Below are 13,861 nucleotides of genomic sequence, written 5' to 3' on the forward strand. Positions count from 1 at the left end.
CGGAACTCCGACGGATGCTTACGGAGCGTACCGTGGCCGATACCCGACGGGTTCGTGTTCATGCAGGTCAGAAGCGCCGGAACCCCCGTCACCGGGTGGGGTGACGGGGGTTCCGGAGGGGTCGGTACGGCTCAGAGCGCCGACTCGATGAGCTTGACCAGCTCGCCCTTCGGCTTGGCACCGGCGATCGACTGCACCGGCTGGCCGTTCTTGAAGATGGTCAGCGTCGGCACCGACATCACCCGGTAGGCGCGGGCCGTCTCCGGGTTCTCGTCGATGTTCAGCTTGACGATGGTGACCTGGTCCTTCATCTCACCCGCGATCTCCTCCAGCAGCGGCGAGACCTTGCGGCAGGGGCCGCACCACTCCGCCCAGAAGTCGACCAGGACCGGCTTCTCGGACTGCAGCACGTCGCTGACGAAGCTGGCGTCCGTGACCGCCTTGGTTGCTCCCACTATGAACTCTCCTCCTCCGAACCTTGAACCCTCAGCCCTGGATGGTGGCGATGAACCGCTCGGCGTCCAGCGCGGCGGCGCAGCCGGTGCCGGCCGCCGTGATGGCCTGCCGGTAGGTGTGGTCGACCACGTCGCCCGCCGCGAACACGCCGGGCACGCTGGTACGGGTGCTGGGGGCCTGCACCTTCACGTATCCCTCGTCGTCCAGCTCCACCTGGTCGCGGAACAGCTCGCTGCGCGGGTCGTGCCCGATCGCCACGAACACACCCGTGACGTCGAGCACCTTGCTCTCGCCGGTGTGCACGTTGCGCACCCGTACGCCGTTGACCTTGCCGTCGTCGCCGAGGATCTCCTCGACCACGGAGTTCCACTCGACCTTGATCTTCTCGTTGCCCAGCGCCCGGTCGGCCATGATCTTGCTGGCGCGGAACGAGTCACGGCGGTGGATGATCGTCACCGACTCGGCGAACCGGGTGAGGAAGCTCGCCTCCTCCATCGCCGAGTCGCCGCCGCCGACCACCACGATGTGCTGGTTGCGGAAGAAGAAGCCGTCACAGGTGGCGCAGGACGACACGCCGTGGCCCAGGTATTCCTGCTCGCCCGGCACGCCCAGCGGACGCCAGGCCGAGCCGGTGGAGAGGATCACGGCGCGGGCCCGGTAGGCGGTCTCGCCCACCCAGACGGTGCTCACCGCGTCGGAGCCGATCTCGCCGGTGTCCTTCAGCTCGACCCGGGTCACGTCGTCGGTGAGGAACTCGGCGCCGAAACGCTCGGCCTGCTTGCGCATGTTGTCCATCAGCTCGGGGCCGAGGATGCCGTCGGCAAAACCGGGGAAGTTCTCCACCTCGGTGGTGGTCATCAGCGCGCCACCCGACTGCACGCCTTCGATCACCAGCGGCTTCAGGTTCGCACGCGCGGCGTAGACCGCCGCGGTGTAGCCGGCCGGACCGGAGCCGATGATGATCAGGTTGCGGACCTCGTCCACTGCCGTCTCCCGATGTGTGTGTTCGTCACCGGCCGCACCGATGTCGATCCCGGATGCCGACCGCTCAGGGGCGCCGGCGCCTGACTTGCAGAACGTCATCGTACGAAGCGGGGATTCCCGAGCCGGTCATCCGGTGGGTCAGGTCACGTGGCGGGACAAGCGTCGTGACCGCGTCCTCACCCTACCCGCGTCCGGAACCGGGTGTCCGCGCCGGACCCGGGTACCCCGCACTCCGGCCCGCTCACCCAGCCCCAGCGGGCACCACTCGCGTCCGCGAACGTCACCACGAGCGCCGGAGCGCCACCGAACCGGGCGTAGTCGACCATGTCCACGCTCAGCGGCGTGGCGCCGTGCTCGGTCCCGATCGCGGTGAGGCACGCGGCCAGTGTCTCGGGCCGGACCAGCCGGTCCAGCCCGCCGAGGACGCTGAGGCGCTGATCGTCGCGGGACAGGGGCGTCTCCGCGCCGTCCTTCGCCGCGCCGGACGGCCCGGCCATGTCCCCCGGCATCGACTTCGCCATGGCGGGCACACGGCCGGCGGCGAGGCGTTCCGGGGTCCAGTCGGTGTCGCTGCGCACTGCCGGCCCGGTGGTCCGGTACGGCGCGGCAGCCATCGGCGCTGCCTCCCCGCCGGCCCGGTCGGCCGCACCGCCGTCGCCCGGGCCCGCCAGCCGGCCGACACCGAGTCCCACCGCCGCGACCGAGGCCGCCGCCAGGGCCACCGGCCCGGCGATGCGGGCCCAGCGCCGGGGACGACGGCCGGGACCGCCGGGCCGGCCGGTACGGGGGGCCGTGCCGGGTGGCCGGCTCGTGCCGCCGGACTGCGCCGGCACGACCGGCGTACCCTCACGCAGCGCCGGTCCGGCCCCGGAGAGCGCCGCCGTGATCCGGTCGGTCACCGCCTGTGGCATCTCCGGCGCGGGGGCCGCGGCCCAGCCGGCCAGGTCGGCGCGGACCAGGTCGACCGCGTCGGCGAGATTCTCGTACGCGGCCCGCCAGGCCGGGTCCTGCTCGACCAGCCGCGCCACGGTGGCCTGCTCGGGGGTGCCGTCCAGCGCCCCGCCGAGGTAGTCGGCGAGCAGGTCGTGATCGACCTCGCTGAACTCCCGGGAAGTCACGGCTCCTCCTGGCTGACGGCCTGACGGGAAGCTCCCGACGAGGATCCGACGCCCTCGGGACGCCGGCGGTTCCCGGGAGTGAGCCGCGGCACGTCACCGGCCGGAGCGTCGGTGCCGGTCCGCAGGTGCCCGAGCAGCACGGCGAGACGTGCCCGGCCCCTGGCGCACCGGCTCTTGACGGTGCCCTCCGCGACCCCGAGCACGGCGGCGGCCTCGGCAACCGGGTAGCCCTGCACGTCGACCAGGACCAACGCGGCCCGCTGTTCCGCGGGCAGTGCGGCGAGCGCCTGCCGGACCACGAGCGCGGTGTCGTGGTCGCGGGCCGGCGCGGCGGGTTCCGGACCGCCGGTGTGCCGGCCCGGCTCGCCGTCGGTGTGCACACCGTCGGGCAGCGGGACGGTGGCGTGGGTCTGACGCCGCCGGATCCGGTCCAGGCAGGCGTTCACCACGATGCGGTGCAGCCAGGTGGTGACCGCCGAGTCGCCCCGGAACCGGGCCGCCGCGCGGTGCGCCGACAGCATGGCGTCCTGGAGGGCGTCGGCGGCCTCCTCGCGGTCGCCGATGGTCCGCAGCGCGACCGCCCAGAGCCGGTCCCGGTGCCGCTGGAACAGCTCGGTGAAGGCGGTCCGGTCCCCGGCCGCGTGCGCCCGCAGCAGCTCCAGGTCGGAGCGGCCGGGCTGCGCGCCGTCGCGTTCCGCCATCACCACGTCCGGCGGTGGTGGCGCGGCGGGGACGGCGGCCGGGTCACGAGCCCTGGACCACGATCTCCTGGACGCCGAGCTTCCAGCCGTTGCCGTCTTCCTTCTTCGGCAGCTTGGTGATCCAGAACAGCAGGTACTGGTACTTCTGGTCCGGCTCGAAGGCGTTGAAGATCATTTTCGTGCCGCCGTCCTCGTTCGGCGGCCCGATCAGCGTCGAGTAGGCGTTGATGAGCTGCTTGTCGCCGGCGGAGCTGGACGGGAAGTCGCCGCGGGCGCCGGTGCGCAGCTCGACCGTGGCTCCGGTGGCCGAGAGCGTGGCCTCCAGCTGCTTGACCGAGTGCGGGGCGCCCAGGTCGATCCAGACACCCATGCCCTTCTTGACCCCGCTGAACTTGCCGCTGTCGCGGTAGCTGTTGGTCTCCCAGCCCTCGTCGTCGTCCCCGTCGATGACCTTTTCGGCGTTGCGCACCTCGGCGCGGTCGCCGTCCGGGTCGATGATCCGTACGTCCTGGATGGTGAGCTTGCGGACCTGCGCGGCGGGTTCGGCCCCGCCGCCGGTGGCGGGCGCGCTGTTCGACGGCTGGGCGACCGGCTCCTTGTCGCCGTCGTCGCCACCGAGCGCGTTGATGCCGATGAGCAGCCCGACCAGGGCCACCGCCAGCAGACCGGCGATGCCGATGGCGACCTTGCGCCCGCCGGCGGCGGCCAGCGGGGAGGGCTCCTCGCCGGGTTCGGCGGTGAAGCGCAGCGGGCCGGCCTGCTCCAGGAACTGCTCGTCGGCAGGGATGTCGAGCCGGCTCAGCTCGGCGGCCAGCACGTCCGACGACGGCGGGGGGATCTCCGGGTCGAGCAGGTCCATGGTGAGGTCGTCGAGGTAGGCCGGCACCCCGGCGCGCATCTGCCGGGGCGCGGCGATGGAGCCGCCGGCGTCCCGGACGGCGTCCGGCAGGGCGGCGCGGCCGTGCCCGGCGGTGGCGCCGTGCAGCGGGGCCTCGCCGTGCGGCCAGTGCCCGGTCAGGGCGAAGTAGAGCACCCCGCCGACCGCGCGCAGGTCGTTCTCCTGGCTGTCCGCCCCATCGGTACGCGCGTCGGCGAGCACCACCCGGCCGTCGTCGCTGATCATCACGGTGCCGGGGTGCAGGTTGCCGTGCACCATCCCGGTGGCGTGCACGGCGGCGAGGGCGCTGGCGACGGCGTTGCCGATCGCGGTGGCCCGCGCCGGATCGAGCGGCCCGTCGGCGGCGACCAGCTCGCGCAGCGACTGCCCGTCGACCCACTCGCGGACCACGTAGGCCCGGTCGTCCTCGTCGATCGCGTCGTAGACGCCGACCAGGTTGGGGTGGATGACGCGGCTCGCGGCGACGGCGGCCTGGAGCATCTCGGTGGCGGAGTCGCCACCCGGGTAGCGGAGAACCACGGCGACGGGACGGCGCAACACCACGTCGACACCGCGCCAGACCAGCCGGCCCGCGCTGTCGTTGTTGATGTGCTCGACCAGCTCGTACCGCTCGGCGAGCAGCTCACCGACCGTGGGAGCACCGAGGGTCACGTCCGCAGGAGTGGTCTCCTCCGCTTCCTGACCCTCGCCGACCTGGGTCACCCGTCCTCCCTCGGTGATCGCGTCGATCGATGGACCCGTGCTGCTGGGCATGTGGCTTCCCGCTCTGCCTTTGGTGGAACGGCCGGCGGTCTCGACGCCGCGTCGATCCCGGTCGTACCCGTCGAGAGCGACCTTACCCGGGATGCCCGGTTCTCCGACATGTCATCTTCCCGCTGTGACCGGCCGGAAGGCCAGTCGCCACGGGCCCCGGCCGGGTCACCCGCCCACCCGGCGGGCGAGCCGGACACGCACCGCCAATCTAGAGGTTGACGGCAACGAGGCGGCACAGGGGCGTACTGGTGCGGCGGCGGACTGGTTTTCCCCGCCCCGGCCTGCGCTCCCTCGTCCGTACGGTTGGTTGTCCACAGGCCGAGAGGCCCAGTGGACGGGGGAATTCCGAGTTATCCACAGCCGTATCCCCAGGCTGGTGATCCTCGTTCACCGTCGGTCACCGGAGACGTCAACGACCGAGGCGGCGCCGGACCATCCCGACCACCTCGGTGATCTCGCCGATCCGCAGCACCATGGCGAGTCCGAGATAGGTCGCGCCGATCGCCGCGCCGCCGATCACCAACTGCACCGCGGCGGCGAGCCAGCTCAGGTTCGCCGGGTCGCCGGGGAGCACCGCGACCACGAGCAGGCCGACGACCGCCGCGCCGAGGGCAGCCACGACCACCCGGCCGAGCGTCCGCATGATCCCGCCCAGCCCGATCCGGCCGACCCGGGGCCGCAGCAGCATCGCCGAGATGATCGCCGCCGCCAGGTACGACACGGCGTTGCCCAGCATCATCCCGGCCGCCGCGAACGTGTTCGAGAAGAGCAGGAACAGGCCAACCTGGAGCAGAACTCGCAGGATCACCACCGGGATGTTGACCAGAGCCGGGGTGCGGGTGTCCGGCAGCGCGTAGAACGCGAAGGTGAAGAGCTGACTGACCGCGAACGGCACCAGGCCGAGCGCCGCCACCAGCAGCACAGTCGAGGTGGCCACCGCGTTGTCGCCGGTGAACGCGCCGTACCGGAAGACCACCACCGAGATCGGGGCGGCCAGCACCGCGTAGCAGACCGCGATGGGTGCGAGCACCGCGCTGACCATCCGGGTGCCGCGGGACAGGTCGGCGGTGACGTCGCCGAACCGGTTCTCGGCGGCGGCGGCGCTCATCCGGGGCATCAGCGCGGTGATGATCGAGACCGCGATGATGCCGTGCGCCATCATCAGCAGCAGGAAGACGTTGTTGTAGATCAGCAGGCCGGCGTTGTCGCCGCCGGCCGCCCGGGTGAGCAGGTTGACCACCACGAAGAGGCCGAGTTGGTTGACCCCGACGTAGCAGAACATCCAGCCGCCGAGCCGGGCCAGCTCGCTCAGGCCGAGGGCGCGGAAGTCGAACCGCCACTTCCACCGGAAGCCGACCTTGCGCAGCGCGGGCAGCAGGCCGGCGGTCTGGACCGCGACGCCGAGCAGCGTGCCACCGCCGATGAGCAGGATCCGGTCCCAGCCCATCTCGCCGGGCTCGATGATCTTGGCGCCGAAGACCGCGATGTAGAGCCCGCAGACGCCGATCACCACGAGGTTGTTCAGGATCGGTGCCCACATCGGGGCGGCGAAGTGCCCGCGCGTGTTCAGCACCGCGGCGATCAGCGCGCTCACGCCGGTGAAGAACAGCATCGGCAACATCAGGTACGACAGGCCGGTGACGAGGTTCTGATAGTTGTCGTCCTTGCCGCCCGCGTAGATGGCGGTCAGCACCGGTGCGCCGATCATCGCGATCAGCGCGACGGCGGCGAGGGCCAGCACGGCCAGCGTGAGCAGCCGCTGGGAGTACGCCTCACCCCGGTCGGGGTCCGACTTGCGCCGCCGGACCAGCACCGGGATCAGCACGCTGGTGAGCACGCCGCCGAGCAGGAACTCGTAGACCTGGTTCGGCAGGAAGATGGCGGTGGTGAAGGCGTCACCGACCAGCGCGCCACCGAGCGCCGCGCCGATCATCAGGTTGCGGATGAAGCCGGTGCCGCGGCTGACCAGGCTGCCGATCGCCATCACCGCGCTGTTCGCCGCGGCACTGGTCTCGGCGACCACCTCCTGTGGCGGCGCGACGGCCTCGGCGCCGGGCTGGTTCAGCGGCTCGGCCGAGATGAAGGTGGCGCCGTCGTCCGGCGGCAGGCCGCCGCCGTGCGCGTTCGCGCTGCGGTAGAGCCCGCCGCTCATCTGCCAGCCTCCAAGGGGTACGTGGCGACCGGGCCCGGCCGGCCCCGCCCAACCGGAACCTTAGTCAACCCGGGCCCGTTACCCGCGCCCGGCGCGGTCGATCCACCCCCGGCCCGATAGGCTGGCGATCCCATGTCCGAAGCCTCCGCCTCCCACGCCGCCGATCGCCGCGAGCTGACCGCCGCGCAGCGCAACGCCGTCGCCGAACTGCTCCGAGTCTCACCGGTCGCCGACGAGCTGGGCCGGCGCTTCGCCCGGGCCGGTCACGAACTGCACCTGGTGGGCGGATCCGTCCGCGACGCGCTGCTCGGCCGCCTCGGCAACGACCTCGACTTCTGCACCGACGCCCACCCCGACGAGACGATCAAGGTGATCCGCGGCTGGGCGGAGTCGATCTGGGAGACCGGACGCGAGTTCGGCACCATCGCCTGCCAGCGCGACGGCCTCAACCTGGAGATCACCACGTTCCGGGCGGAGGTCTACGACCAGGTCAGCCGCAACCCGGTGGTGCAGTACGGCACCAGCCTCACCGAAGACCTCAAGCGTCGCGACTTCACTGTCAACGCGATGGCGGTCAGCCTTCCCGATCACCGGTTCACCGACCCGTACGGCGGGCTCGCCGACCTGGCCGCGAAGATCATTCGTACCCCCGGGACGCCGCAGGAGTCGTTCCGCGACGACCCCCTGCGGATGCTGCGCGCGGCCCGGTTCGCCGCCCAGCTCCGCTTCGCCGTCCACCCGGACGTCCGCGCGGCGATGGCCGAGATGGCCGGCGACCTGGACCGGATCACCGCCGAGCGGATCCGGGACGAGTTCACCAAGCTGCTCTGCGGTGCCGACCCGATCACCGGGCTGCGCCTGCTCGTCGACACCGGCCTGGCCGAGCGCTTCCTGCCGGAGCTGACCGGCCTGAAGCTCACCATCGACGAGCACGCCCAGCACAAGGACGTCTACGAGCACACGCTCACGGTGGTCAGCAACGCCATGTCGCTGGAGACCGACGGCTGCGACTTCGTGCTGCGGATGGCCGCGCTGATGCACGACATCGGCAAGCCGGCCACCAAGGCGGTCGGCGCGGACGGCCGGGTCAGCTTCCACCACCACGAGGTGGTCGGCGCCCGGCTGACCAAGAACCGGATGAAGGCGCTGCGCTACTCCAAGGAGATCACCTCCCAGGTGGTCAAGCTGGTCGGTCTGCACCTGCGCTTCTACGGGTACGGCCGGGGCGAGTGGACCGACTCGGCGGTGCGCCGGTACGTCACGGACGCCGGCGACCTGCTGTCCCGGCTGCACAAGCTGACCCGGTCCGACTGCACCACCCGCAACCGGCGCAAGGCCGCCCAGCTCGCGGCCGACTACGACGCGCTGGAGGAGCGGATCGCCCGGATCGCCGCCGAGGAGGACCTGGCCCGGGTCCGGCCCGACCTGGACGGCAACGCGATCATGGAGCTGCTCGGCGTACCGCCGGGGCCGGTGGTCGGCCGCGCCTGGCAGCACCTCAAGGAGCTGCGTCTGGAGCGCGGCCCGCTCGACCGCGACGAGGCCGAGGCGGAGCTGCTGCGCTGGGCGCGCGACGAGGGCATCACCGGCTGAACCACAGCACGACGCCCGCCGGCTCCCCGAGGGGAACCGGCGGGCGTCGTCGTGTCACTGGGTGACGGTGCTGCCGTCCACGGTGGCCTTGCCGTTGGGCTGCGCGCTGCTGCCCAGCCGCGCCAGCAGACCGGCCAGGTCGATGCCGGTCAGGTCGCTGCCGAGCTGGAGACCCTGGGCGACGTTGCCGGCCACGGACTTGGTCAGCGACGACGCGCCGTCGGTGGAGATCACTGTCATCTTGTCGATCGCGCCGATCGGGGCGCTGGCCGCGCCGACCACCTCGGGCAGCACCTTGACCAGCAGGTCCAGCACGGCTGCCTCGCCGTACGCGGCGAACGCCTCGGCCTTGCGGGCCATCGCGTCGGCCTCGGCCTGACCCTTCGCCAGGATGGCGGCCGCCTCGGCCTGGCCCTCCCGCTCGACCGCCTCGGCGATCGCGGAACGACGGCGCTGCTCCGCCTCGCCCTCCTTGGCGCCCTCGATCGCGTTCGCCTCGGCCAGCGCGGCCCGGCGGGCCCGCTCGCCCTCACCGGTGAGGCGGGCCTGCTCGGCGGAGGCCTGCGCGGCGGCGATGGTGGCCTGGCGCTGCGCGTCGGCGTTGAGCACCGCCGCGTTGCGGGCCGCCTCGGCCTCCTGCTCGACCTTGTACCGGGCGGCGTCGGCCGGCTTGCGGACCTCGGTGTCGAGCTGGCGCTGCTTCAGCTCGGCGTTGCGCTCGGCAACCTTCTGCTGCTCGGAGAGGATCGCCTGGTCCCGCTCGGCCTGCGCGAGCGGCCCGGCCGCGGCCGACTTCGCCTTCGCCGCGTCGATCTCGGCCTGGATGCCGGCCTGCTTGAGCGACAGGTTCCGGTTCGCCTCGGCGATCGCCTCCTCGGCGAGCAGCCGCTCCTGCTCGGCCTGCTGGCGGGCCCGCGCCTCGGCGATGGCCGCGTCCTTGAGCACCCGGGCGGCCTCCGGCCGGCCCAGGTCCTGGAGGTAGGAGCCCTCGGCCAGGATGTCCTGGAGCTGGAACGTGTCGAGCACCAGACCCTGGTTGGTCATCGAGTGCTCGGCCTCCTCGGCCACCGCGCTGGCGAATGCCGCCCGGTCCCGGATGATCTCCTCGACGGTGAGCCGCCCGACGATCGAGCGGAGCGCGCCGGCGAGCACCTCGCGGGTGAAGTTGTCGATCTCCTCCTGCTGGTTCAGGAAGCGCTGGGCGGCGGCACGGATCGCGTCCTCGGTGCCACCCACCTTGACGATCGCGACGCCGTGCAGCTCGGTGCGGATGCCCTGCTTGCTCACCGCGCCACGGATGCTGACGTCGATCCGGCGGCTGGACAGGTCGAGCGACTGGAGCTTCTGCACCACCGGCAGGACGAACACCGAGGCGCCGAGCACCACCTTCTGCCCGGACATGTCGGTGGCCCGGCCGCCGTCGGCGGTCTGGGTGGTGCGGCCCTTGCGGCCGGTGACGATGAACGCCTGGTTCGGCCCGGCCACCTTGATCCGGGACAACACGAAGAGGACGAGGACGACGGCGAGGAGGACCGCGCCGCCGATGGCGACGAGCAGGGGCATGGATGATCCCGTCTGTGTGGTGGTGTCAGTAGGTCTCGACGTGCACGCTGGTCTCGCTCAGTGCTTCGACCACGAAGATCCGGGCGCCGACCGGGATCGCCTGGTCGGCACGGGCGTTGAGTTTCACCGGCTGGCCGGCGAGGCGTACCCGCACCTCCCCGTAGCCGCCGCCGGGGATCGGCGTCACCACCAGCCCGATCGCGCCGGCGAGGTGGTCGCGGGTGGGGGTGGCGTCGGTGCGCATGTTGCGGGCCGCGCGGCTCAGCCGCGCCGCCAGCCACGCGGTGGGCACGGCGGCCAGCGCGCCGCCGGCCACCGCCGCCGCGATCATTCCAGGGGTACGTCCGCCGAGCAGCTCGTTGACGATCGCGCCGCCGAAACCGAACGCCCCGGTGAACCCGGCGGCCGCCTCCAGCGACACCGGCCCGTCGACGTCCGGCTGGCCGAGGTGGAGCACTCCCGAGCCGAGCAGGGCGAGGGTCAGCACGCCGACCCCGATCCCGCCGATGATCAGGAAGATGAGCGTCCCGGTGGCCATGACCTGCACAGTATCGACGCCGTGCAACATCGACTTCGCTCAGCGGTCGTCCGGTCCGCCTCCGGAGAGCCGGTCGCGGGGGATGTCGGCGTGGGCGGGACAATGGGTGGCATGCGCTGGACCGTGCTCGACTCGCCGATCGGGGAGTTCTCCGTCGGCACCGACGGCGACGCGGTGCGCGGCGCGCACTTCGGCCGGGTGGACGGGGCGGCCGACGACCCCGGCGACGCGGTGGCCCGGCTGGCGGTGGCGGAGCTGCGGGCGTACTTCGCCGGTGAGCTGACCGGGTTCACAGTGCCGGTGTCGGCCCCGCGCGGCTCGGAGTTCGAGCGCGCGGTCTGGCGGGAGATGACCCGCATCCCCTACGGCGAGACGACTACCTACGGCGAGGTGGCGAAGGCGGTCGGCGATCCCGGCGGCGCCCGGGCGGTCGGGGTGGCCTGCAACCGCAATCCGGTGCCGGTGATCGTGCCCTGTCACCGGATCGTCGGCGCGGGCGGCAAGCTCGTCGGCTTCGGCGGGGGACTGCCGCGCAAGGTGACGCTGCTGGAGCTGGAGGCGTCCGTGGCGCTGCGGCGAGCCTGGTCCTGACGTACGAGAAGAAGGAAGGCCGGGTCCGCGCGGACCCGGCCTTCCTTCTTCTGCTTCTCGGCGCGTCAGCGCTCGATCTCGCCGGCGATGAACGCCTCGACGGCGGCGTGCGCGTCGTGGTCGGCGTACTGCTCCGGCGGGGACTTCATGAAGTACGAGGAGGCGGAGAGGATCGGGCCGCCGATCTTGCGGTCCAGCGCGATCTTCGCGGCGCGGACGGCGTCGATGATGACACCGGCCGAGTTCGGCGAGTCCCACACCTCGAGCTTCAGCTCCGCGTTGAGCGGGGTGTCACCGAAGGAGCGCCCCTCCAGGCGGATGTACGCCCACTTGCGGTCGTCCAGCCACGGCACGTGGTCGGACGGGCCGATGTGCACGTCGCTCTTCTGCATCTCGTGCGGGATCTGCGAGGTCACCGACTGGGTCTTCGAGATCTTCTTCGAGACCAGGCGGTTGCGCTCCAGCATGTTCATGAAGTCCATGTTGCCGCCGAAGTTGAGCTGGTACGTGCGCAGCAGCTCGACCCCGCGGTCCTCGAAGAGCTTCGCCAGGGCGCGGTGCACGATGGTGGCACCGACCTGGCTCTTGATGTCGTCGCCGACGATCGGCAGGCCGGCGTCGGTGAACTTCTTCGCCCACTCCGGGTCGGAGGCGATGAAGACCGGCAGGGCGTTCACGAACGCGCAGCCGGCGTCGATCGCGGCCTGGGCGTAGAACTTGTCGGCCTCCTCGGAACCCACCGGGAGGTAGGAGACGACCACGTCGACCTGGGCGTCGCGCAGCGCCTGCGCCACGTCGACCGGCTTGGCGTCCGACTCCTCGACGATTTCGCGGTAGTACTGGCCGAGACCGTCGAAGGTCGGGCCGCGCTGCACGGTGACGCCGGTCGGCGGCACGTCGCAGAGCTTGATCGTGTTGTTCTCGCTGGCGACGATCGCCTCCGCGAGGTCCATGCCCACCTTCTTGGCGTCCACGTCGAACGCCGCGACGAACTTCACGTCCGAGACGTGGTAGTCGCCGAAGGTGACGTGCATGAGACCCGGGACGCGGTCGTTCGGGTCGGCGTTCCGGTAGTACTCCACGCCCTGTACGAGGGACGAGGCGCAGTTACCCACACCGACGATGGCGACGCGGACGGAGCCCATAGCGTCTGCCTCCTTCTTCTTCATCACGGCCGCTCTTTCCTGGACGTTCCAGGCGTGGGCGGGCTGTCGTTGTCTCCTCGGCCACCGGCCGTCCCGGGTCGCGGGTCGGCGGGGGCCCGGCCGGAGCGCTCGTTGGCGATGAGCTCCTCCAGCCAGCGGACCTCGCGCTCACAGGCGTCGAGCCCGTGGCGTTGCAGTTCCAGGGTGTACGCGTCGAGCCGCTCGGCTGCCCGGCCGAGCACGTCACGAAGGCCTTCGCGACGCTCCTCGATCTTGCGGCGACGACCTTCCAGGATCCGGAGCCGGGTGGCCTGGTCGGTCCGGGCGAAGAACGCGAAGTGCACGCCGAAGCCCGTGTCGTCGTACGTCTCGGGTCCAGCCTGCGCTATGAGCTGGGCGAAGCGTTCCTTGCCCTCCGCGGTAATGGTGTAGACCACCCGACCGCGTCGGCTGGTCAGCGCGGGAACCTCCTCGGCGGTCGCGGGTGCCTCAGCGGCCTCGGTGATCCATCCGGCCGCCTGTAGCCGGCGCAGGGTCGGATAGAGCGAGCCGTAGCTGATCGCCGCCCGGATGGCCCCGAGTTTGGCGGTCAGCTCCTTGCGCAGCTCGTAGCCGTGCATCGGCGCCTCCTGCAGGAGGCCGAGGATGGCGAGCTCGAGCACGGGCCGTCCCCTCTTTCCCCCTGCGCGGACCACTAACCACCGCGATGTATCGGACCGATACATCGCACGTTAGCGGAGAGGTGAGGGTGGGGCAAACCCCCTGCTTACGCGACGCGGCCGTCACACCTCGTGACCATGGTCGCCTGGGTTCGCCGGAGCGCGTACCCTTTGCCGCATGCGTACGCAGCGCCAGGTCGTCGACTACTCGCTTCAGAAGCGGGCTGTGCTGCGTGAACTGCTCGCCGGGCGGGTCGGCACGTACGACGTCTGCGACGCCTCGCCGTACCTGAAGAACGCTGCTCGTTTCCACGGCGAGCCGACCGACCACCGCTGCCCGATCTGCCGCAGCGAGAACCTGATCCACGTCCACTACATTTACGGTGACGAACTCAAGCAGTCGGCCGGCCAGGCGCGTACCCGGGCCGAGTTGCCCGTCCTGGCCATGACGCTGCGTGAGTTCCAGGTGTTCGTGGTGGAGGTCTGCCCCGGCTGTGACTGGAACCATCTCGTCGAGCAGTTCCTGCTCGGACGGGACGGTCTCACGGGCGAGGCGGAGGACGCGGACGACTCGGTCGCGGCCAACGGCTCCACCCCTCGGCGAAGGCGAGAGGCGCAACGGTGAACGCGGCTGTCCCGATCGCTGCCGGCCCATTCCCCGGGCGGCAGGAGCGACAGCCCTTAAGCGTAATTGGTCCGAATAGGTCGGA

At 71.5% G+C, this 13,861-nt stretch carries 13 protein-coding genes; 3 read left to right on the plus strand and 10 right to left on the minus strand.

The window, feature by feature from the left end; genetic code table 11:
* Positions 1-131 precede the first annotated feature (131 nt).
* The 6 genes from trxA to murJ all read right to left on the minus strand — a co-directional run bounded on the left by trxA (position 132) and on the right by murJ (position 7,062).
* Positions 132-455 carry a thioredoxin gene (trxA, locus tag AB0B20_RS13980; RefSeq protein WP_357382137.1) on the minus strand — a complete coding sequence of 108 codons (324 nt, stop codon included), beginning with the start codon at positions 453-455 and terminating at the stop codon, positions 132-134.
* Positions 456-486: 31 nt separating this feature from the next.
* Positions 487-1,440, minus strand: a complete 954-nt coding sequence (gene trxB, locus AB0B20_RS13985) for a thioredoxin-disulfide reductase (RefSeq protein WP_357382135.1) — start codon at positions 1,438-1,440, stop codon at positions 487-489.
* Between the two features lie 176 nt (positions 1,441-1,616).
* Positions 1,617-2,558 (minus strand): hypothetical protein, encoded by a 942-nt coding sequence (locus tag AB0B20_RS13990; RefSeq protein WP_357470677.1) that lies wholly within the window; start codon positions 2,556-2,558, stop codon positions 1,617-1,619.
* Entirely contained in the window at positions 2,555-3,259 is a 705-nt protein-coding gene (gene sigM / locus AB0B20_RS13995; RefSeq protein ID WP_357470680.1) for an RNA polymerase sigma factor SigM, read from the minus strand. The genes AB0B20_RS13990 and sigM overlap by 4 nt, the downstream gene beginning before the upstream one ends.
* 43 nt (positions 3,260-3,302) lie before the next feature.
* Positions 3,303-4,910, minus strand: a complete 1,608-nt coding sequence (locus AB0B20_RS14000) for a protein kinase family protein (RefSeq protein WP_355509490.1) — start codon at positions 4,908-4,910, stop codon at positions 3,303-3,305.
* 409 nt (positions 4,911-5,319) lie between these two features.
* Positions 5,320-7,062: a murein biosynthesis integral membrane protein MurJ gene (gene murJ, locus AB0B20_RS14005; protein WP_357382129.1), complete on the minus strand. Its 1,743-nt coding sequence runs from the start codon at positions 7,060-7,062 to the stop codon at positions 5,320-5,322.
* A gap of 132 nt (positions 7,063-7,194) precedes the next feature.
* Here murJ and AB0B20_RS14010 point away from each other — a divergent pair, with 132 nt between their 5' ends.
* Positions 7,195-8,655 (plus strand): CCA tRNA nucleotidyltransferase, encoded by a 1,461-nt coding sequence (locus AB0B20_RS14010; protein ID WP_357382127.1) that lies wholly within the window; start codon positions 7,195-7,197, stop codon positions 8,653-8,655.
* Between the two features lie 54 nt (positions 8,656-8,709).
* Here the strand turns inward: AB0B20_RS14010 and AB0B20_RS14015 are convergent, their stop codons facing one another.
* Together AB0B20_RS14015 and AB0B20_RS14020 are read right to left on the minus strand one after the other, a co-directional pair.
* Positions 8,710-10,218, minus strand: coding sequence for an SPFH domain-containing protein (locus AB0B20_RS14015; protein ID WP_357382125.1), 1,509 nt, complete (start codon positions 10,216-10,218; stop codon positions 8,710-8,712).
* A gap of 25 nt (positions 10,219-10,243) precedes the next feature.
* Positions 10,244-10,786 carry a hypothetical protein gene (locus AB0B20_RS14020; RefSeq protein WP_357470683.1) on the minus strand — a complete coding sequence of 181 codons (543 nt, stop codon included), beginning with the start codon at positions 10,784-10,786 and terminating at the stop codon, positions 10,244-10,246.
* 81 nt (positions 10,787-10,867) lie between these two features.
* On the opposite strand from AB0B20_RS14020, the gene AB0B20_RS14025 reads away from it, so the two are divergent.
* Positions 10,868-11,347 carry a methylated-DNA--[protein]-cysteine S-methyltransferase gene (locus tag AB0B20_RS14025; protein WP_357470686.1) on the plus strand — a complete coding sequence of 160 codons (480 nt, stop codon included), beginning with the start codon at positions 10,868-10,870 and terminating at the stop codon, positions 11,345-11,347.
* Between the two features lie 65 nt (positions 11,348-11,412).
* Here the strand turns inward: AB0B20_RS14025 and AB0B20_RS14030 are convergent, their stop codons facing one another.
* The gene (locus AB0B20_RS14030) at positions 11,413-12,492 is read right to left on the minus strand and encodes an inositol-3-phosphate synthase (protein WP_030499482.1); all 1,080 of its coding nucleotides are present in this window, start codon (positions 12,490-12,492) and stop codon (positions 11,413-11,415) included.
* A 23-nt stretch (positions 12,493-12,515) separates the two neighbouring features.
* Positions 12,516-13,154: a PadR family transcriptional regulator gene (locus AB0B20_RS14035; RefSeq protein WP_357382118.1), complete on the minus strand. Its 639-nt coding sequence runs from the start codon at positions 13,152-13,154 to the stop codon at positions 12,516-12,518.
* 175 nt (positions 13,155-13,329) lie between these two features.
* On the opposite strand from AB0B20_RS14035, the gene AB0B20_RS14040 reads away from it, so the two are divergent.
* A complete protein-coding gene (locus AB0B20_RS14040) occupies positions 13,330-13,776 on the plus strand; it encodes a DUF5318 domain-containing protein (protein WP_357382116.1) in 447 nt (148 codons plus the stop codon).
* The last annotated feature ends 85 nt before the right edge of the window (positions 13,777-13,861 follow it).

Origin of the sequence: Micromonospora sp. NPDC049151 (genome assembly GCF_040648395.1) — a bacterium.
Lineage (GTDB): Bacteria > Actinomycetota > Actinomycetes > Mycobacteriales > Micromonosporaceae > Micromonospora.

Bases quoted from the DNA above. Each gene is read 5' to 3' on its own strand.
- AB0B20_RS14000 (WP_355509490.1), bottom strand. From the start codon at position 4,910: ATGCCCAGCAGCACGGGTCCATCGATCGACGCGATCACCGAGGGAGGA.
- AB0B20_RS14010 (WP_357382127.1), top strand. From the start codon at position 7,195: ATGTCCGAAGCCTCCGCCTCCCACGCCGCCGATCGCCGCGAGCTGACC.
- AB0B20_RS14020 (WP_357470683.1), bottom strand. From the start codon at position 10,786: ATGTTGCACGGCGTCGATACTGTGCAGGTCATGGCCACCGGGACGCTC.
- AB0B20_RS14040 (WP_357382116.1), top strand. From the start codon at position 13,330: ATGCGTACGCAGCGCCAGGTCGTCGACTACTCGCTTCAGAAGCGGGCT.
- AB0B20_RS14030 (WP_030499482.1), bottom strand. From the start codon at position 12,492: ATGGGCTCCGTCCGCGTCGCCATCGTCGGTGTGGGTAACTGCGCCTCG.
- AB0B20_RS14015 (WP_357382125.1), bottom strand. From the start codon at position 10,218: ATGCCCCTGCTCGTCGCCATCGGCGGCGCGGTCCTCCTCGCCGTCGTC.
- murJ (WP_357382129.1), bottom strand. From the start codon at position 7,062: ATGAGCGGCGGGCTCTACCGCAGCGCGAACGCGCACGGCGGCGGCCTG.
- AB0B20_RS14025 (WP_357470686.1), top strand. From the start codon at position 10,868: ATGCGCTGGACCGTGCTCGACTCGCCGATCGGGGAGTTCTCCGTCGGC.
- sigM (WP_357470680.1), bottom strand. From the start codon at position 3,259: ATGGCGGAACGCGACGGCGCGCAGCCCGGCCGCTCCGACCTGGAGCTG.